The organism is Aquabacter sediminis (assembly GCF_028863665.1).
Taxonomy (GTDB): Bacteria; Pseudomonadota; Alphaproteobacteria; order Rhizobiales; family Xanthobacteraceae; genus L1I39.
The window spans coordinates 16,911-34,790 of the sequence record NZ_JARBFX010000018.1 but is presented as its reverse complement, the minus strand read 5'-3'; the positions used below and the strand labels follow the sequence as shown (position 1 = coordinate 34,790).

Here is a 17,880-nt window from a genome sequence, read left to right as displayed (position 1 = left end):
GAAACAGAAACGGCGCCGCCTGGGGGCAGCGCCGTTTCCGCTCGGGGGGTCTAGTCGCGATCAGGTGTCCTGGATCGCCGAAAGGGTCCAGGCGCCGCCGCGGCTTCGGGTGAAGGTCCAAACCTCGGTGGTCTCCGTGGGCGTCTCGGAACTTCCCGGTGCGGGCTGACCGGTGGTACGGTCCAGCATCCTGTCGCGCATGGAATAGCGCATGGCGACGGTGGCATAATCCGTCTGGCCCTCCCGCCAGGCTTCCGCAAGGTCGCCCTGGAGCAGCTTGACCTCGCTGACCTGGTTGCGCACGCCACGGGCCTCGTTATCGCGCAATTCCTCGGTCAGATAGCCGTACACCTCCGGCGTCGTCAGGGTGCGCAAGGACCCCAGATCCTCGCGGGAAAAGGCGCCCTGCACGTCGCCGAGGATGCGCTCGAAGGTGTCGAAGTCGGCACCGGTCAGGCCGATCGCGTCCTTCACGCCCTTCTGAGCGGGAGCCTGCTGGGGCCGCGCTTGCCCACCGCCCATGCGACCCATTCCACCCAGATTGCCAAGGCCACCAAGCGCCGAGCGCGGCGAATCGAGCCCTTCCCGTGCCATGGAAGCGGGCGCGCCAGCCGGCGCCGGCTGACGGCGCGCGGCCAGGAGCCGGAAGACCACCATCACCACAATGCCAATGAGCGCCGCCTGGAGCAGGAGGCCGAGGAAGCCCGCCATGCCGCCGAGCCCATGGCCCAGCAAGAGCCCTACGAGCCCGCCGATGGCAAGGCCCCGCAGCAGCGATCCGGCCATGCCGCCACCGAACAGGCCACCGCGCGACGCCGCCGCAGCCGTGCCCTGCGTAGCCGCAGAGGGCTGCGTGGCGGAGCGCTGGATGGGCTGCGCCGTGGTCGGGGCCGTCTGAGTGCTGGGCGGAGCCTGATAGGTGCGTGTGCCCCGGCTGCCGAATCCACCACCCTTCCGGGCGTCAGCAGTATCGATCGTGGCAAGGCTCATCGCCGACCCCAAGGCGATAATTCCCGCGAACATTGCCAAACGCTTGAAAATTTTCATTTTTCCCTCAAACCCTCACGAACCTCGTAAACCGTCCGCCGCGCTTTTTCGACGCGCGCAGGAAGGCCAGCTGCGTTTTCCTTCCCTTAGGTCATGCATAGACATATGGGGTGAATGGGTGAGAGCGCCAGGGTGCGGGCTCGCACTTTTTTGCGAGGGCGGCAGGCCAAGCGCGAGCGTCAGTGCCGCCGCCCCCGCCCTTCTCCGCCAAGGGCGCCCAGAGACACTCCCATCCCCAGGCCAGCCGCTGGCGCTCCTCCCCTCTTGGACCGGCAGATTGGAAGCGCTAAAGTCGTCTCGCGCTGCAACAGGCGGCGCAAGAGACGGAACGGATCATGGCAGCCATCGGCATCCCCCACTTCTGCAACGACCTCGGTGTCACGGTCATCGAAGTGGGCGCGCGGGAATTCATGTGCATCGGCGCCCGTCCGCCCTTCGATCACCCGCACATCTTCCTCGACATGGGCGGCGACAACGAGATCATCTGCTCCTATTGCTCGACGCTTTACCGCTACAATCCCACGCTGAAGGCCAATGAGGCGAAGCCCGAGGGATGCGTCTGGCAGGGCCAGCCCGAGGCGGCGTAACGCCGTGGCGCCGATGAGCGCGCAGGCCGCGGCGCGCGACGCATTGGTCGTCGGCGCGGGCATCGGCGGGCTGACCTGTGGCCTCGCGTTGCGGCGGGCTGGCCTTGATGTCTCAATTCTCGAACAAGCCCCCGCGCTTGAAGAGGTCGGGGCCGGCTTGCAATTGACGCCCAACGCCACCCGTGTGCTGCGGGACCTGGGCGTTCTCGACCCCATAGTCGACGCGGGCGTTCTCCCCGTCGCGCTTGAGGTGCTGGAGGGGCGCACGGGCCGTCCGATCGCCCGCTGCGACTATGGACCCGCGACGGCGCGCTATGGCGCGCCATTTCTCGTCATCCATCGGGCCGACCTGCATGCTGCCCTCGCCCAGGCCGCACAGGAGGCCGGAAGCCAGGTCATCCTGGGCGCCCGGCTGGAGGGCGTGGAGGCAGACAACGGCAAGGTGGCTGCCATTGCCAGCCGGAGCGGAGAACCGCTGCCGCTGGAGGCGGATATTCTCGTCGGCGCCGACGGCATCCGCTCAACGGTTCGCGCCCAGCTCGGCCATTCCGCCACGCCGGTCTTTGCCGCGCGCCTCGCCTATCGGGCGACCATTCCCTTGCCCCATGAGGGTGAGCCGGTTGTGAGGCTCTATCTGGCTCCGGACGCGCACCTCGTGACCTATCCGGTGCGCGGAGGGAATGCCACCAACGTGGTGGCCGTGGTGAAGGAGGATCGTCCGGTGGCGCGCTGGAGCGAGCCGGGGGACACCTCCACAGTCCACGCCGCCTTCGCCGGCTGGGCGGACGAGGTGCGTGCGCTCCTCGCCCGGGCACCGGACTATCGCTGCTGGGGCCTCTACGACATCGATCCCCTGCCCCGCTGGGGGAGCGGACGCAGCACGCTGCTGGGCGACGCCGCGCACGGCATGCTGCCATTCCTCGCCCAAGGCGCCGCGCAAGCGATCGAGGATGCCTGGGCACTCAGCCTTGCCCTGCAAGAGCATTCCGAGGCCGAACAGGCCTTGCGCGCCTATGAAACCGCCCGTCGCCCCCGCACTGCCCGCATTCAGCGGGAGGCGAGGGCCAACGGCATGGTCTATCATTTGGCCGGGCCAGCTGCCTTTGCACGAGACGCGGTCCTGCGCCTCACAGGCAGCCACCTGATCGACCGCTATGACTGGATCTACAGCGCCTGAGCGAAGGAGAGCTCAAGCGCCGATTGCTGCGGCCGCCGGTTGATTGGGAATGTAGAACCCACGGCAGTCCGGCATGGCCCGGAACGCGTCGCCCAGCCCCATGACGGTCTCGGCACCGCCCAGCACCAGGAACCCGTCCGAGGTGAGAACCCGGGCGACGCGGTTCAAGATGTCGGTCTTGGTGGGCGCGTCGAAATAGATCAGCACATTGCGGCAGAAGACAATGTCGAAGATGCCGAGGCCGATGAAGGGGTCCAGCAGGTTCAGGCGGCGATATTCCACCATCGCCTTAACCTGCGGGGAAACCTCCCACATGTCGCCCGCTTTCACGAAATACTTCAACAGCATGGGGGCGGAAAGGCCGCGCTGGACCTCGAATTGATTGTAGCGCCCGGCCCGCGCCCGGTCGAGGACCTCGGTGGACAGGTCCGTGCCGATGATCTCCACCCGCCGGTTACCGACGATGCCGGGATGCTCCAGCAAGGTCATGGCCAGCGAGTACGGTTCCTGCCCGGTGGAGGCAGCCGCGCACCAGATCCGGATCGGCGCGCCGAAGGGACGCCGCTGGTGGATCTTCGGCAACATCAGCTTGGTGAAATTCTCGAACGGGGTGCGATCCCGAAAAAACAGGGATTCGTTGGTGGTCATGGCCTCCACCACCGCCTCGGAGATCACCAGCGAGGTACCGTCTCGCAGGACGGTCGCCAGGTGCGCGAAGTCCAGCAGGTCGAACCTGCGCAGGAGCGGCGCGAGCCTGCTCTCAAGCAAATAGTGCTTGTCGTCGGAAAGGACGAGGCCCGACCGCTGCTTCAGGAAGCGACGAAAGAAGTCGTAGTCGTTTGGCGTGATCATGACCTGGCTCCCGTCAGCATGCGGTTGACCTTGCGGGCGATGCCGTCGAGCGGCAGGATTTCGCAGGCATTGCCTGCGGAAGCCGTAGCGCCCGGCATGCCCCATACGACGCTTGTTTCCTCGTCTTGGACGATCACGCTGCCACCGGCATCCGCGATCACACCCGCGCCCCGCGCGCCGTCGCTTCCCATGCCGGTCAGGACCAATGCCAGGACGTGGGATCCGAAGCCCTGGGCCACCGCGTTGAACAGCGGGTCCACAGCCGGACGGCAGAAATTGACGGGAGGATCGTCATTCAGCCGGATGATGCCGGGTTTGCCCTTCGCCCGCTCCACCACCATGTGGCGACCACCTGGGGCAATGTAGATGCGGCCGGGGACGAGTTCCTCCCCGTCCACGCCCTCGGCGGCGGGGCGGCCGGCAGCCCGGCTCACGTGCTCGGCGAGAATGGAGGTGAAGGTCGCCGGCATATGCTGGGCGATAACGACCGGCACGCCGCCCACCGCCTGTCCGATCTGGCCGAACAGACGGGTGAGCGCCTGCGGCCCACCTGTCGAACTGCCGATGGTGAGAATACCCACCGGCGACATGGAATAGGAGCGCATCCTCGTCTCCCCCCGTTTCAGGGGCGCCGCGACAGGAGGCGGGGGAGGAGGCGCGGAGGCGGCCGGACGCACCGGGACCGCACGCCCTCCCTCGCTGGCAGCGGGCGCGGATGGGGCCGCTGCGACGGGAGCAGGCGCCGTGACTCGTCCCGCGCCCGGGCGCCGACGCGCCCGCTGGCCGAGGCTTCTCACCTTCGCCAAAAGCTCCCGCTTGAAATCATCGGCCGCGGCAATGCCGCGCCCGGCATCGGGCTTGGGCAAATAATCAGCCGCCCCGAGCGTGAGAGCCCGAAGGCTCACCTCCGCGCCGCGACGGGTCAGTGTCGAGGCCACCACCACCATTGTGTTCGGCTTGCGCTCGAGAATGATCGGCAGGGCCTGGAGCCCGTCCATGTCGGGCATTTCAAGGTCAAGGATGACCACGTCCGGCTGCGCGGCCACCACGTCATTGACCGCCAGGCGGCCATTGGCGTGGGTAGCGACGACGGCGAACTCGGGATCCTCGGACAGCCAGGTTTTCAGGATGCCGCGGACGAAGACGGAATCGTCCACGATCATCACGCGGATGAGGTCCCCCGGAGGGGACGGTGCTGGGCTTGACGTGGCTGGCATCACGGCACGCTCTCTTCCAGCAGGCCCACCTCGACCAGCTTCTCCCGCAGGATCTCGGAATCGAACGGCTTCATGATGTATTCATCAGCGCCGAGCGACAGCGCCTTGGCGATGTGATCCAGGTCGTTCTTGGCCGTGCAGAAGATGACCTTCGGCACCTCGCCGCCGGGGGTGGCCCGAAGTTTTGCCAGGAACTCCAGGCCGTCGGTGATGGGCATCGCCCAGTCGAGCACGATGGCGTCTGGCATGGACCGCAGGCATGCCTCCAGGGCCTTCTGTCCATCCACCGCCTCGGAGACGCTGAAATTGAAGTCCTCGAGAATGCGGCGGGCCACCTTCCGGGCCACTCCGGAATCGTCGACCACAAGACAGGTTTTCATGTGTCGCTTCCTATGAACGGAAAGACGGATCAGGCGGCCATGCGGGTCATGCCCGCACGGCGCAGAGCCAGGTCGACGTCGAGGATCAGGAGCAGTTCGCCGGACAGCCGGTGCACCCCCGCCACGATTCCCGCCCAGTGGGGATCGAGATTGGCGGGGTTGGATTCCCTGCGTGAGGTGTCGAGCATGAGGACATCGCCCACCTCATCGATGATGAGGCCAAAGGCTTCGCCATTGTGCTCGATGCCCACCGCCATGCCGGCCTTTTCGGCCGGCGGCAGGGAGAGCAGGCGGCGCATGTTCACCATGGTGACGATGCGGCCGCGCAGGTTCAGCACGCCTTCGATTTCCCGCCAGGCCAGGGGCACGCGAGTGATCGCGTCGGGCACGAAGACCTCGTGCACCATGTTGATGGGCAGGCCGAAGAGCTGCGGCCCAATCCGCACCGTGACGAACTGAATCTCCGAGCGCTGGGGCGCATCCGATTTGGCAATCGCGGTGGTCATGCGGCCACTCCCTTATTGGTGTTGGCGAATTCTTTCAGGGCCGCGATCAGGCCGGGCCGGTCGAATTTTGCGATGTAGTCGGTGAAGCCGGCGGCGCGGCCCCGCTCGACCGCGTCCGGGTCGTTTTGGCCGGCCAGCGCGATAATCGGCAGGCCCTGGATCTGCGGATCGCGGCGCACCGCCTCGGCAAGGGCGTAGCCGTCCATGCCGGGCATCTCCACGTCCGAGACGATGGCATCGAAGCGCGTGCCATTGCACAACCGCTCCAGCGCCTCGCGAGCCGAGCCGCAGGCGGTGACCTCATAGCCATTGCCCTTGAGCACCGGCTCCAGCAGGTTCCGGTAGAAGGGGCTGTCATCGACCAGCAGGAGCTTGGGCACCGCCCCCTTCGGTCCGCGCGACATCTGCTCGAAGCGCTCGCCGAAGGCCAGGTTGATGTAGTGGCCGACATCGAGGATCTCGGTGGCCTGGCCCTCGATGACCGCGGCGCCGAGAACCTCCGGCGTGTCGGCGGAGAGCTGCATGTCGAGGTGCGCCTCCACGATATCGACGATCTCGTCCACCACCAGGCCCATGACTCGGCCCTCGTCGGAGAAGACGAGCATCGGCTGGGTGCCGGTCTCGGCGCGCCGAACTTTGTCGTTCACGTAGATGAGCGGGATCAGGGCGCCGCGATACTGGATCACCGGATGCCCGTTGACGCGCTCCACCTTGGTCACGTCCAGCTCTTCCAGGCGGGTCACAAGCGAGAGCGGAACCGCCTTGATGTCTCCGCCACCGGCGCGGAACAGCAGCAGCGAGGTGGTCGCGCCACGGTCCGCCGCACGATTGGCGGCGTGAGCCCCCAGCGCTTCGCCCGCTCCTTCCACTGGCGCCGAGGCCGCCTGCGACAGGCCGCTCGGGTCGACGATCATGATCACGCGGCCATCGCCGAGGATCGTGCTGCCGGACACCAAAGTCAGCTGGCGCAGCAGGGAGGACATGGGCTTCACCACGATCTCCTCGGTGTGGGAAACCGCGTCCACCACCACGCCGAACGTCTGGTGGCCGACCTGCATCACCACGATGAGGGCATCGTCGAGCAGCGCTTCTTCCTTGGCGAGGTCGCGCTCCATGCCCAGCAGGGTGCCAAGCTGGACGATGGGCAGAAGCTTGTCGCGCAGGCACAGCACTGGGGCTTCCTTCAGCCGCTTCACGGCATGCTCGGAATTGGGCTGCACCCGCACCAGCTCAACGACCGCGCTCTGCGGCAGGGCAAAGCGTTCCTCGCCGGCGCGCACGATCAGGGCCGGCACGATGGCGAGCGTCAGCGGGATCTTGATGATGAAGGTGGAGCCCTGCCCCGCCTTGGACCGCACCTCCACGGTGCCGCCGATCAGCTCCAGGTTGGAGCGCACCACATCCATGCCCACCCCACGTCCGGAGACGTTGGTGACCTTCTCCGCGGTGGAGAAGCCGGCATGGAAGATGTAGCGGAACACCTGTCCGTCCGGCATCTTGGCCAGCTCGGCCTCCGTGGCCAGCCCATTCTCCAGGGCCTTCTGCTTGATGCGCGCCACGTTGAGGCCACGCCCGTCATCGGCAATCTCAACGATGACGTGCCCGCCCTCATGATAGGCGGACAGGCGGATCGTGCCCTTCTCCGGCTTGCCGGCGGCGCGACGCTCTTCGGGTCCTTCCAGGCCATGATCGGCAGAATTGCGCACCATATGGGTGAGCGGATCCTTGATCTGGTCGAGAACCTGACGGTCAAGCTCGGTCTCGGCGCCGATCTGGTCGAGTTCGATCTGCTTGCCCAGTTCCTGCGCCAGGTCGCGCACGATACGCGGCAGCTTCTGCCAGGCATTGCCAATGGGCTGCATGCGGGTGCGCATGACGCCGTCCTGCAGCTCGGCCGTGACGTTGGACAGGCGCTGCAGCGAGACCTTGTATTCGGAATCCTCGTGCCGGCGCGCAATCTCCATCAGCTGGTTGCGGGTGAGAACCAGCTCCGAGACCATGGTCATCAGATGCTCGAGCACGCCGACGCTGACGCGGATGGACTGCGCCGAAACGCTCGAATGGGCGGCATCCTCGCCACGGGCAGCGGCGGGCGCGGCCTCCTCACGGGCGGGGGGCGCTGTATCGTTGGCGGGCTTGGGCAATGGCCGAGCGGCCGCGGGCGCGGCCGGTGCAGCCTTCGCGGCGGCCGGCTGGGCGACCGGGACGGCTGGAGCTTTCGGGGTCGCGGCAGCTTTCGCGGGTCGCTCCACCGCCGTTTCACGGAAGATGCGATCCAGCTCGTCGAGGGGGATTTCTCCGGGCAGAAGCTCGCGCTCCAGAGCCCCGGCGGCGGATACCGGCGCGGCGACAGGAGCAGGGCGAGGCGGGGGCGGAGGCGGAGCGACAGCAACCGCTGCCATTTCGGCCATCGCTTCGAGCTGATGGATCAGATCCTCGTCGGAGCCTTCCGGCTCGCGCCCTTCGGCCGCCTCAAGCTCAGCCATCAGGCCCTTGATGCGGTCGATGGTGCTGAGCACCAGCCCCACCGCCTCGCTGGTGACCGGCCGACCCTCGCGGAACTTGTCCATCAAGGTCTCTGCCGCGTGCGCGAGCGCAGCAAGGCGGGAGAGGCCGATGAAACCGCAGGTTCCCTTGATGGTGTGAACCAGGCGGAAAATATTGTTCAGGATTTGAGCATTATTGGGGTCCTGCTCAAACTTGACGAGCTCCACGTCCGCCACGTCAAGGCTCTCATTGGTCTCCGTCAGGAACTCGCGCAACAGATCATCCATGGCCTCAACTCCGAGGTACAGGCGGGGGCTAAAGGGATTTGGGTGCGACCCGGAAGGACCGGGAAGCGGGCGCGGGCGCCGGGCGGGCGTCCGAGCCGATGGGGAAGACGGGTTCAGGCGGCCCGGACGCGGTCCACGAAGATGTCCACCTGGCTGCGCAGACGCTGGGCCTGGTTGGACAGGTCGCTCGCGGCATGGACGATGTCGGAGGACACCCGTCCCGTATTGGCTGCGGCAGCGCTGACATTGCTGATGGAGGAGGAGACCTCCTGTGTGCCCTGGGCCGCCTGGGCGACGTTCTGGGCAATCTCGCCAGTGGCGGCACCCTGCTCGTCGATGGATGTGGAGATGGCGGTAGAGATCTCATCGATCCGGCGGATCGTCCCAGAGATGCCTTCGATCGCCCGCACCACTTCGTTCGTTGCCCCTTGCACCGCCGCGATCTGAGAGGAGATCTCGTCGGTGGCCTTGGAGGTCTGCTCTGCGAGCGTCTTGACCTCCTGGGCGACCACCGCGAAGCCGCGCCCCGCATCGCCCGCCCGCGCCGCCTCGATGGTGGCGTTGAGGGCGAGAAGGTTGGTCTGGGATGCGATGTCGGTGATCAGATTGACCACCTGCCCGATCCGCGCGGCCGAGGCGGCAAGGCCACGGACCACTTCCGCAGTGCCGGTCGCCTGGGTAGTGGCCTCGCCGGCGATTCGGGCGGCGGTGGCAACCTGCGATCCGATCTCACGCACCGAGGCGGCCATCTCTTCGGCGGCAGACGCGGCCGTCTGCACGTTGGACGTTGCCTGCTCCGCGGCCGCGGCCACGATGGTGGACTGGCGGCTGGTCTCGTCGGCGGACGCGCTCATGGAGGCGGCATTGCGCTCCAGCAGCGTCACCGCTTCCGCGACCGTACGCACCACACCGGACACGTCGCGATCGAACTGCTCGGCCAGGGAGCGCATGGCGCCGCGCTTTTCCTCTTCGAGCCGCTGCGTGGTCTGTGCCTGTTCAGCGCGCATGCGCTCGGCGCTTTGCAGTTCGCCCAGCAATTGCTCGGTGCTGTTCCAAAGATCGCCCACCTCGTCGGCTGTGCGCCGGACCTCGAGCTGAACATCAAGATCGCCGTCGGCGAGCTTCTGCAGCGTCTGCGAGACCCGCACCAGCGGACGGCTCAACAGGCGGCTGCCGATGAACAGGGCGATGGCAACGCCAATGGCAAGCCCGCCCACGGTGGCGACGACCAGAATGGTCCACACGCTCCGCTGAAGCGCCTCCTGCGAAAGACGCAGGGGTTCAAGGTCATCCATCACGCCGGCCGTCACCTTCGACAAGGACGCTTGCAACGCCTTGCGATTGTTGCGGTTCGCTTCGTTGTTGCCCTGGACGTTGGCAAGCTTGGGATCCTGCTCGGTTCCCAAGCGCACCGTCTCCATGCGGAACGTGCGGAAGTCCTTCAGGTCGGACAGGACCTGTGTCAGGTCGGCCATTTCCGAAGGAGGGGTGATCGCCTTCAGCTCTCCGACTGTCTTGTCGATGGTGTCCAGCGCCCGGACCAGACCTGCGGCAAAGGGTTTTGCAGCATCAACGGACGGCGCCATGTAGATGCCGCGCGATTCCATCACCACGGCGGTGATGTTGCCGTTGATCCGCTCCAGCAGGAAGGCACGCTGCGCAGTATTGTCGAGCACCGCCTGGCTCTGTCCCTGCGTATGCATGCCATAGAGCGCGACTCCGCACACCGCCACGGTTGTGAGTCCGAGCACGCCCACGATGCTGTAGATCTTTCCAATGATCTTCATGTTGCTCTCCGATCTCAGTGCGCGGCCTTCGCCTTTGGCGCAGGTTTGGTTTCGTTCTTCAGAGGCGCGTTGTTACCCGCCCCAGACCTCATGTCGGTTTTGTCGATGTAATTGATGGAATCGACCAGGACTTCCTGAATAACATCACCGCCGATGTAAGTGTTCGCGGCCGACTTGATGCGCGTCATCATCGCGGCAAGGTCATACTTTGCGATCTTCCCGGACTCGATCCGGCCGTTCACGTAGATCTCGTTGAAGACCGAATGCGTGACGAAGATCGAGGGATCGACCGGCAGCTTGCGCAATGTGGCCGAGTCAGCCGTGAAGACCATCTTTGCGAGGACATAGCCCTTGACCTGGCCATCAATGATCATGGGGATGGTCACCGGCGGCAGGCGGCGATAGTCGAGCCCCGGCGGATAGGGATCCTGGGCCTTGGCATGCGCTGCGCCGGCGGCCCAATAGGCCGCGCCATAGCTTGCGCCGAGGGCCACCGCGCAGACCCAGAGGCCGATGAGGAGCAGCTTCACCATACGCCCCTCCCCTCCGTGCCGGCATAAGTGGAATAGGTGCCGTCGGATTCCGCATCGCGCAGCGCCTGGTCGAGGATCGCGCCCACCTCCTGCGCCGCAGATAGATGCTGAGACAGAACCTCCTGATTGTCCGCCAGCTTTGCGCGCAGGCGGTTGAGGCGCTCCTTCAGGACATCCCCTTGCCGAACATCCAGGCCGCGCGCGGCGCGGCTGATTTCAAGCAGGCTTCGGCTCTTGCGGCGATTGATGTCGGCAAGATCGAAAGCCGCCCGGCACCGCAGGGCTTCGGTCTCATGCTCCACCAATTCCTCCAGGCGGTCGAGCGCGCTCACGAGGGTGGCAAGAATGGAATGGTCGCCCGTCGAGGCCGGAGGCAGGAGCTCATGCTGTTCCATGATAGGCTCTACCCCTTCGCCCGCAGGCCAGTGGCGGCGGCCAGTGCGGCCGCGGTGGAGGAGTCAGGGCCACCGGACATGGCAACCGCAGCGGAGCCTGAGCCCTGCGCCCCATCTTGACCGCGCGCCGCGAAGGCGGTGGCGAGGCGCTGGGCGATACCGATGCCACCGGCGCGGGCGGCCTGGTCCGCCATCTTCTCGGACAGCATGGACTTCCAGATCTGGCCGGCATTGCCGCTGCCGAACATCGCTTCGGCCTTCTCCGGCATCATGGATTGCACGAACTGCGAGAGCACCATGGCCTCAAACCGGCGAAAGGAAGCGGCGGCTGGCGTCGCATCCGCTCCCGCTCCGCTTTGCGGACGCGACAGGGCCGTGGCATTGCGCAAGGAAACGGTTGAGGACACAGCGAAAGGAGCAAGGCCCGGGGTCAGCGGCGCCACCGGGGCGCCTGGCCCGTCGGGCGTTGCCTTCGCCTGCATGACCTGATCGAAGGCGAGGCTTTCCGCCGGTCCGCCAAGCGCCAGGGCCCGCAGCTTGCTGATCACCGCCTGCTGGCGAGCCGGATCTGCGGCCTGCATGACGCCCATGACGATGTCTGAAGGAGGCTGGATTCCCATGGTCCCATTCGCAACAGGGAGTTTCGACCGGGGAACCTTGACGTCTTTGGCTTATGCGAGGCTTGCATTGTCGCTGTCGCGGGAGGACGCCGCTGCGCTCGCCTCCACGAGCGTCTGAAATGCCTTCTTGTCGGCCTCGGAACGCGCGGCATCCTGCGCACGGCTTTCCTGCTTTTCTGCGCGCTTCAGCGCGAGCGCCTCTTCGCGGACCTTCTCCTCCTGGCGCGACTTCGCCTCCACCACCACCTGCGCGGCGCGGCTGACCTGAGCGAGGCGGCGGGCGACGCTCTCGGCAAAGAGGCGCCCGAAGGCATCGTGATCGTAGGAGGACAGGAGCTCGCCGCGTGTGCGCTCAAGGTCCGCATGCTCGCGGGCGAGTCGCGCCTGTTCCCATTCGGCCATCTTGTGCATCTGTTCGCGCACGGCCACGATGCGGCGCGCCTTCGCAAGGCGGTCTGACATGGCTTCTACCCTCCCTTCAGCCAGGTTCCGACCACCTGGATGAAATTTGCCAGCAGACCATCGGCGAGCATGTAGAACAGAAGCATTCCCCCCGCGAGAACGAAGGGCGTTGCCACGAAATACACAGGGATCTGCGGCGTGAATTTGTTGGCGATGCCTACGGCCAGATTCGCGATGATGGAATAGATGATGAAAGGACTGGCAAGGCGCAGCGCCAGCAGATAGGCGGCCGTGATCTGATCGACCAGGTCTGGCAGAGCGAATCGCAAGGTGAAGGTGGCCGATGGCGGGATGCGCCGATAGCTCTCAAACAGGCCCTTGATCAGTTCCAGGTGCAGATCGGTCGCGAACAGCAAGGTGGTGGCGCTGAAGGCAATCAGGGTGGCGATGGCGGGAAGCGGCTCGTCGTCTTCGAGGGGAAGGCCGGGCATGGACGCAAGGCCGATGGCCTGTGCCATGGCATTGGCCATGGTCTGCAAGGCCAAGAAGAACACCCGGGCGAGAAGGCCGATACCAGCTCCGACAGCGACTTCAGACGTCACCGACAGAACAAAACCCACGGCGTTCGTTGGCGCCGCGACGCCGGACATCTCGCCGCGTAGCAGAGGCGTGAAAGCCAGGGAGATGGCCACCGCCAGGAACAGGCGCACCTGGACCGGAAGATGTCGCCCGCCAATACCGGGCAACAACATCAGGCAGGCCCCGACGCGACAGAAGACAAGGAAGGCCGTGAACACAGCATGGCTCGCCTCGGCTGTCATGCGATGACGCCGAGCGATTGGATTTCCACGCCGCGCGCTATCTCCACATGGGAGAGCACAGGAAGGGAGGGGAACATGCGCTCGATGATCATCCGCACATAGGGCCTGGCATCGGGCGCAGTGACGAGGACGAACGGAGCCCCCTGCTTCATGCGATCGCGCACCGCTGCAGAGGCCTCGGTGCCGAACTGCTCCACCAGGCGCGGATCGATGTCGAACTCGATGACATCGCCCTTCGCATCGCGCTTCAGGCTCTGATGGAAGGTCAGGTCCCAGCGGCTGCCGAGCCGCAGCACCCGCAGCACGCCGCCTTCGGCCAGGTCGCCGCAAATCTGCTGCGCCATGCGCATGCGCACATGCTCGGCCACCTGTTCGGAGCGCCGCGCATGAGGCACGATCTCGGCGACCGCCTCCAGGATCAGATGCAGGTTGCGCACGGAGACGCGCTCGGACAGCAGCAGCTTCAAGACCGCCTGGAGTCCGGAGAACGAAATCTGCGAGGGGCAGATGTCCTCGATCAGACGCTTGTATTCGGGGTCGAGGCGATCCAGGAGGGCCCGCATGTCCTTGTAAGACAGGAGCTGCGGCAAATTGTTCGAAATCACTTCGCTCACATGGGTGAGCATCACCGTTGTATTGTCCACGGGTGTGAAGCCCTCGCGCCGGACTTCGGCTGCATAGGCTTCGGCAACCCACATGGCCTTCATGCCAAATGCCGGCTCACGCACGTCCTCGCCGGGCACGTCCGGCGGCCGCCCTTCTCCGGTGACCACGAGAAGCTCGCCGAGCCGCATGTCATGGGCAGCCACGACCGTCCCATGGATCTTGATCTGATAGGTCTTTGCCGGCACCGACAGGCTTTCGGACAAGCGGATGTCCGGCACCACGAAACCATAACGCATGGCAAACTTGCGGCGCATCTTTGAGATGCGATTGGCCATCTCGGTCGGAGAGCGCAGAGCAATGCCCGCCAGCTGCTTGCCGACGCACACTTCGATCTCGGGCGTGCGCAGGGATTCCTTGACGCTTTCCCGCACCTCCTTTTGCGCCGTAGCGGCCTCTTCCGCGGCCTTCGCGTCGGCCGCGGCCTTCTGGCGCGCGATCTGCTTGGGGATGACATAGCCCACATAGCCCATCACGCCCGCCAGCACGGCGAAGGGCAGAAAGGGAAGGCCAGGCACCAAAGCCAGAGCAAACAGCAGGCCGGCGGCCACGAACAGCGCGCGCGGATAGGCGCCAAGCTGGCCCAGCACCGCCTTTTCGGCCCGCCCGCGCGTGCCGCCCTTCGACACCAGGAGGCCGGCGGACAAGGAGACGATGAGGGCCGGAATCTGCGAGACGAGGCCGTCGCCCACCGAGAGGCGGGCAAAGATGTCAGCCGCCTCGCCCAGAGGCAGGCCATGGCGGGTCACACCGATGATAATGCCGCCGAAAATGTTGACGGCAATGGTAATCAAGCTCGCGATGGCCTCGCCGCGCACGAACTTCGAGGCGCCGTCCATGGAGCCGAAGAAGGCGCTCTCCTCCTCCAGCTCGCTGCGTCGCCGCTGCGCTTCCTTGTCATCGATGAGACCGGCATTCAGGTCCGCATCGATCGCCATCTGCTTGCCTGGAATGGCATCCAGCGTGAACCGCGCGCCCACTTCCGCGATACGGGTCGCGCCCTTGGTGATGACCAGGAAGTTCACGGTCACAAGGATTACAAAGACCACGATGCCGATAACAAAATCGCCGCCCATGACCAGTTGCGAGAAGCCCTGGATGATGTGTCCCGCGGCATGGACGCCATCGCCGCCATGGGCGAGGATGAGGCGGGTGGTGGCCACGCCCAGCGCCAAGCGCAGCAGGGTGGCGATCAGGAGGATCGTTGGAAACGACGAGAATTCAAGCGGTTTGTGGATCCAGAGCGCCACCATCAGGATCAGCACCGACAAGGCAATGGATAGCGCCAGGCCAATATCGATAAGAAAAGTGGGGATCGGCAGAAACAAAACGGCCAGGATTGCCACCACGCCGATGGCAAAACCGATGTCGCGGCGCGATTTTCCAACGGCGATACCGTCGGCTGCGATGTCACTCATCTTTCACCCCCGCGCCACGTCATATGGCGCCGGCCCGCCCGGGCCATGGCACTGTTGCTGACAGGTCCGGCGAAGGTTTTCGCCGGCCAGATACGCATTACCGGATCCGGCGCAAGTCATTCCGCCAGATCTGCGCCTCAATAGCCTGTGGCGATGTGACCGTAGATTTCCTGAGTAAACGCCATGATCTGCGCACCCATGAAAGAGCCGGTCACTGCCGCGGCGGCAAGGACAGCTACGATCTTCGGGATGAAGGTGAGCGTAACCTCTTGCACCTGCGTGAGCGCCTGGAAGAAGGCCACAAGAAGACCGACGAGCATGGCCGCCGCGACCGCAGGTCCGGCTGCGATGAGGATCGTCCAGATGGCCGAGTGGACCAGGTCGAGCGCATCCGCCTCGTTCATCAGCGCAGCTCGATGCCGGACGTGAGCGTGACGGTCCGTCCATCGGTAAGCGTGGCCACGGGATCGCCACTGGTCACGCGCACGGACGAGACCTCGCCGCTCACCGTGCCATCGGCGCTGGTGACGGTGCGCCCCACAGCGCGTTCGGCGGTCTGGAGCGAGGTGGCCGCCAGCAGGGAATCCAGCTTGGCGTTGGACGCAACCGACTGCTCCACCTGCGAAAAGGAGGCAAGCTGAGACATATAGGCGGTCGAGTCCATGGGCTGTGTGGGATCCTGGTTCTGCAATTGCGCCACCAGGAGACGCAGGAAGGCCGTGTAGTCGATGGTCGAGGCGGACTTGGCCGCCGCTGACACGGTGGCAGCGGGCGGGGCGGCAGAGCCGGTCACATTGTTGATCGTCGTCATGAGATCTCCTCCTGCTCCGTCTTGCCCCCTGAAGGTTGCGCGAAGCCGCCTTCCTGGCTCAGGCGGCCCGTGGGGGCCGACAATGAGGGTCCGCGAGGATGGTCTCCTCTATGGAAAACAGCCCCCGCAAAGCGCGCAAAGCATCATAAACGCGTTCGGATTCAACGAGTTGCCCCACCTCGTCGAGGCCCTGCAGGACATCGACGTTGCGAAACGAGGTGAAGAGTGCCGCCAGCTGCTGGAAAAACAGGGTGCGGGCGGCACCTGCATTGGCCGGGTCCATCAGGATGGCCTGGGCGACGAAATAGAGTTGGCGCAGAGGAGTGGTAGTCTCCTCCAGCTGCATGACGTGATTTTCCATGAGGAACGTCACGTCGTTCATGAGCTCGACGCACACCTTGCGATCGAAGCGCACGACCGCACCGTTGATGTAGAGTTTTTCTCCCGCCCTCAGATTAAGCTGCATGGATTTTTTCATGACAGTCCATCCCGAATGGCACGATTGACTTCGATCAGCCCGGCGAAATTCGAAGAACGCTCGTTGAGGATGTCGTCCCCTTCCTTCATGACCCAAAGGCCAATGGAGATGAGGCTCGCCTTCAGGTCGTCGGGCAGCTCATTGTGGGGATTGGAAAGGTCGGAGATGAGGAAACCCCAGAGCTTCTGGGTATATTGGATCGCCTCCAGGGCTGACGCTCCCTTGTCAGACAAGGCTGCGGTGTCGAGCAGGCCGATGGCGTGGTCGAGGGCGAGACGCTCCCGCTCGCGCTTGATGGCACCAGATTCCTCGAGAATCTCGGCATAGGAGAACTTATACATGACGCCCTCGTTACTGCCTTCAAACATAATTCAGGATGCTCAGCTGCATGATCTTGGCTGTCGTCGAGTAGGACATCTGAAGCTGTGTGGTCAGGCTATCCAGTCTCGTCTTGGCTTCTGCAGGATCCACCCCCTCCACCGCGGAAATGTGAAGAGACACAGTGTTGAGCGAGAGTTGTGTGGCGCTCTCTGCCGCTGCGACACGGATCTGCGAGATGCCAAGCACGGTCGCCGCCTGGTTAAGGCCAGTCACGGCGCTTCCCGTTACATTCACCGCCTTCGTCACGACTGCATTCCTGGCGCCCTCCGGCAGATTGGACAGGCCCAGTTGCGATGCCATCGTGTATGCCATGGCAAGGTTGCGCATGGCTGTTATGTTGGCGTTTGTGGAAACGGTCACCGTCTCCGACGACGAGATGCGGCTGGTGAGATTCTGGTCCGACGCACTCGACCAGATCTGCCCCCAGGCTGGATCGGCGAACAAGGCGGCGAACTCGTTGTTCAGGAAGTCTTCCATGTCGGAGGTGGTGATATCCGCCACTTTCGGGTCACTCTGCGGATCGACCGGATCGAGGCCGAACCGCAGCGCGAACGCCGCATTCACAGCCGCCTTGGGGCCGCTGTCGTAATCGGCCAGTGGCGGCACGCCATTATTGATGCCGCCGAAAATATATCTCTGGCCATCTCCAGTATTCATCATCGAAGTAAATGCGGACAGTCCCGCCTTCGCCTGATCTGTGATGACGCCTGACCCCACCGTAGTGGACTTGGCTGCGATCAAGTTTTTCAGAAAATTATTCGTGTCGGTTGAGATTTGACCGAGCGTCGTTTGTGTCAGATCAAGCTGGCTCTTGGCCAGCGCGTGGTCCCGGGTGAGCGCGTTCAGGCGGTCTTCGGTGGTGTGGAGGTCGACGCTCTGGCCCACTCCGACGCCCAGAGAAAGCCCCAGATCTGCGCTTCGGCCGGACGAAATTTCCACCTGAGCTTTGGTGATCTCGGTTTGCAGCCGCGGCAGAACATTGCGGGCGGCGCTGGTCCAGGCGAGGGTCGAGATGTAGGTGCTCATCATGG

At 64.9% G+C, this 17,880-nt stretch carries 20 protein-coding genes; 2 read left to right on the top strand and 18 right to left on the bottom strand.

Translation table 11 applies throughout. The features are described from left to right. Positions 1 to 60: 60 nt before the first annotated feature. A complete protein-coding gene (locus tag PV781_RS23055) occupies positions 61 to 990 on the bottom strand; it encodes a Tim44 domain-containing protein (protein WP_274777969.1) in 930 nt (309 codons plus the stop codon). Between the two features lie 392 nt (positions 991 to 1,382). On the opposite strand from PV781_RS23055, the gene PV781_RS23050 reads away from it, so the two are divergent. Beyond that, the gene (locus tag PV781_RS23050; protein WP_274777968.1) at positions 1,383 to 1,634 is read left to right on the top strand and encodes a zinc-finger domain-containing protein; all 252 of its coding nucleotides are present in this window, start codon (positions 1,383 to 1,385) and stop codon (positions 1,632 to 1,634) included. A 13-nt stretch (positions 1,635 to 1,647) separates the two neighbouring features. Next, entirely contained in the window at positions 1,648 to 2,811 is a 1,164-nt protein-coding gene (locus PV781_RS23045) for an FAD-dependent monooxygenase (RefSeq protein ID WP_274777967.1), read from the top strand. Between the two features lie 12 nt (positions 2,812 to 2,823). Here the strand turns inward: PV781_RS23045 and PV781_RS23040 are convergent, their stop codons facing one another. From PV781_RS23040 to PV781_RS22960, 17 genes are all read right to left on the bottom strand, one after another. Next, a complete protein-coding gene (locus PV781_RS23040) occupies positions 2,824 to 3,660 on the bottom strand; it encodes a CheR family methyltransferase (protein WP_274777994.1) in 837 nt (278 codons plus the stop codon). Further along, complete coding sequence (locus PV781_RS23035) at positions 3,660 to 4,826, bottom strand: protein-glutamate methylesterase/protein-glutamine glutaminase (protein WP_274777993.1); 1,167 nt, start codon at positions 4,824 to 4,826, stop codon at positions 3,660 to 3,662. Before PV781_RS23035 ends, PV781_RS23040 begins: the two co-directional genes overlap by 1 nt. Positions 4,827 to 4,879: 53 nt before the next feature. Then, positions 4,880 to 5,260, bottom strand: coding sequence for a response regulator (locus PV781_RS23030; protein ID WP_274777966.1), 381 nt, complete (start codon positions 5,258 to 5,260; stop codon positions 4,880 to 4,882). A 29-nt stretch (positions 5,261 to 5,289) separates the two neighbouring features. Continuing rightward, entirely contained in the window at positions 5,290 to 5,766 is a 477-nt protein-coding gene (locus tag PV781_RS23025) for a chemotaxis protein CheW (protein WP_274777965.1), read from the bottom strand. After that, complete coding sequence (locus PV781_RS23020) at positions 5,763 to 8,540, bottom strand: hybrid sensor histidine kinase/response regulator (protein WP_274777964.1); 2,778 nt, start codon at positions 8,538 to 8,540, stop codon at positions 5,763 to 5,765. The genes PV781_RS23025 and PV781_RS23020 overlap by 4 nt, the downstream gene beginning before the upstream one ends. 113 nt (positions 8,541 to 8,653) lie before the next feature. Then, positions 8,654 to 10,327 (bottom strand): methyl-accepting chemotaxis protein, encoded by a 1,674-nt coding sequence (locus PV781_RS23015; protein WP_274777963.1) that lies wholly within the window; start codon positions 10,325 to 10,327, stop codon positions 8,654 to 8,656. 14 nt (positions 10,328 to 10,341) lie between these two features. Beyond that, positions 10,342 to 10,860, bottom strand: coding sequence for a hypothetical protein (locus tag PV781_RS23010; RefSeq protein ID WP_274777962.1), 519 nt, complete (start codon positions 10,858 to 10,860; stop codon positions 10,342 to 10,344). Then, positions 10,854 to 11,255 carry a hypothetical protein gene (locus PV781_RS23005; RefSeq protein ID WP_274777961.1) on the bottom strand — a complete coding sequence of 134 codons (402 nt, stop codon included), beginning with the start codon at positions 11,253 to 11,255 and terminating at the stop codon, positions 10,854 to 10,856. The genes PV781_RS23010 and PV781_RS23005 overlap by 7 nt, the downstream gene beginning before the upstream one ends. 8 nt (positions 11,256 to 11,263) lie before the next feature. Continuing rightward, complete coding sequence (locus tag PV781_RS23000; RefSeq protein WP_274777960.1) at positions 11,264 to 11,875, bottom strand: rod-binding protein; 612 nt, start codon at positions 11,873 to 11,875, stop codon at positions 11,264 to 11,266. 51 nt (positions 11,876 to 11,926) lie between these two features. Continuing rightward, positions 11,927 to 12,337, bottom strand: coding sequence for a hypothetical protein (locus PV781_RS22995; RefSeq protein ID WP_274777959.1), 411 nt, complete (start codon positions 12,335 to 12,337; stop codon positions 11,927 to 11,929). Between the two features lie 5 nt (positions 12,338 to 12,342). Next, positions 12,343 to 13,098: a flagellar biosynthesis protein FliR gene (fliR, locus tag PV781_RS22990; protein ID WP_274777958.1), complete on the bottom strand. Its 756-nt coding sequence runs from the start codon at positions 13,096 to 13,098 to the stop codon at positions 12,343 to 12,345. After that, positions 13,095 to 15,179: a flagellar biosynthesis protein FlhA gene (gene flhA / locus PV781_RS22985; RefSeq protein WP_274777957.1), complete on the bottom strand. Its 2,085-nt coding sequence runs from the start codon at positions 15,177 to 15,179 to the stop codon at positions 13,095 to 13,097. The genes fliR and flhA overlap by 4 nt, the downstream gene beginning before the upstream one ends. Before the next feature lie 137 nt (positions 15,180 to 15,316). Further along, positions 15,317 to 15,583 carry a flagellar biosynthesis protein FliQ gene (gene fliQ / locus PV781_RS22980; protein WP_274777956.1) on the bottom strand — a complete coding sequence of 89 codons (267 nt, stop codon included), beginning with the start codon at positions 15,581 to 15,583 and terminating at the stop codon, positions 15,317 to 15,319. Further along, positions 15,583 to 15,990 (bottom strand): flagellar hook assembly protein FlgD, encoded by a 408-nt coding sequence (gene flgD / locus PV781_RS22975; protein ID WP_274777955.1) that lies wholly within the window; start codon positions 15,988 to 15,990, stop codon positions 15,583 to 15,585. Before flgD ends, fliQ begins: the two co-directional genes overlap by 1 nt. Positions 15,991 to 16,048: 58 nt before the next feature. Then, the gene (flbT, locus tag PV781_RS22970; RefSeq protein WP_274777954.1) at positions 16,049 to 16,468 is read right to left on the bottom strand and encodes a flagellar biosynthesis repressor FlbT; all 420 of its coding nucleotides are present in this window, start codon (positions 16,466 to 16,468) and stop codon (positions 16,049 to 16,051) included. Further along, positions 16,465 to 16,809 carry a flagellar biosynthesis regulator FlaF gene (gene flaF / locus PV781_RS22965; RefSeq protein WP_274777953.1) on the bottom strand — a complete coding sequence of 115 codons (345 nt, stop codon included), beginning with the start codon at positions 16,807 to 16,809 and terminating at the stop codon, positions 16,465 to 16,467. Before flaF ends, flbT begins: the two co-directional genes overlap by 4 nt. Before the next feature lie 19 nt (positions 16,810 to 16,828). Further along, on the bottom strand, positions 16,829 to 17,878 hold the full coding sequence (locus tag PV781_RS22960; protein ID WP_274777952.1) for a flagellar hook-associated family protein: 1,050 nt from the start codon (positions 17,876 to 17,878) through the stop codon (positions 16,829 to 16,831). Between the last annotated feature and the right edge of the window lie 2 nt (positions 17,879 to 17,880).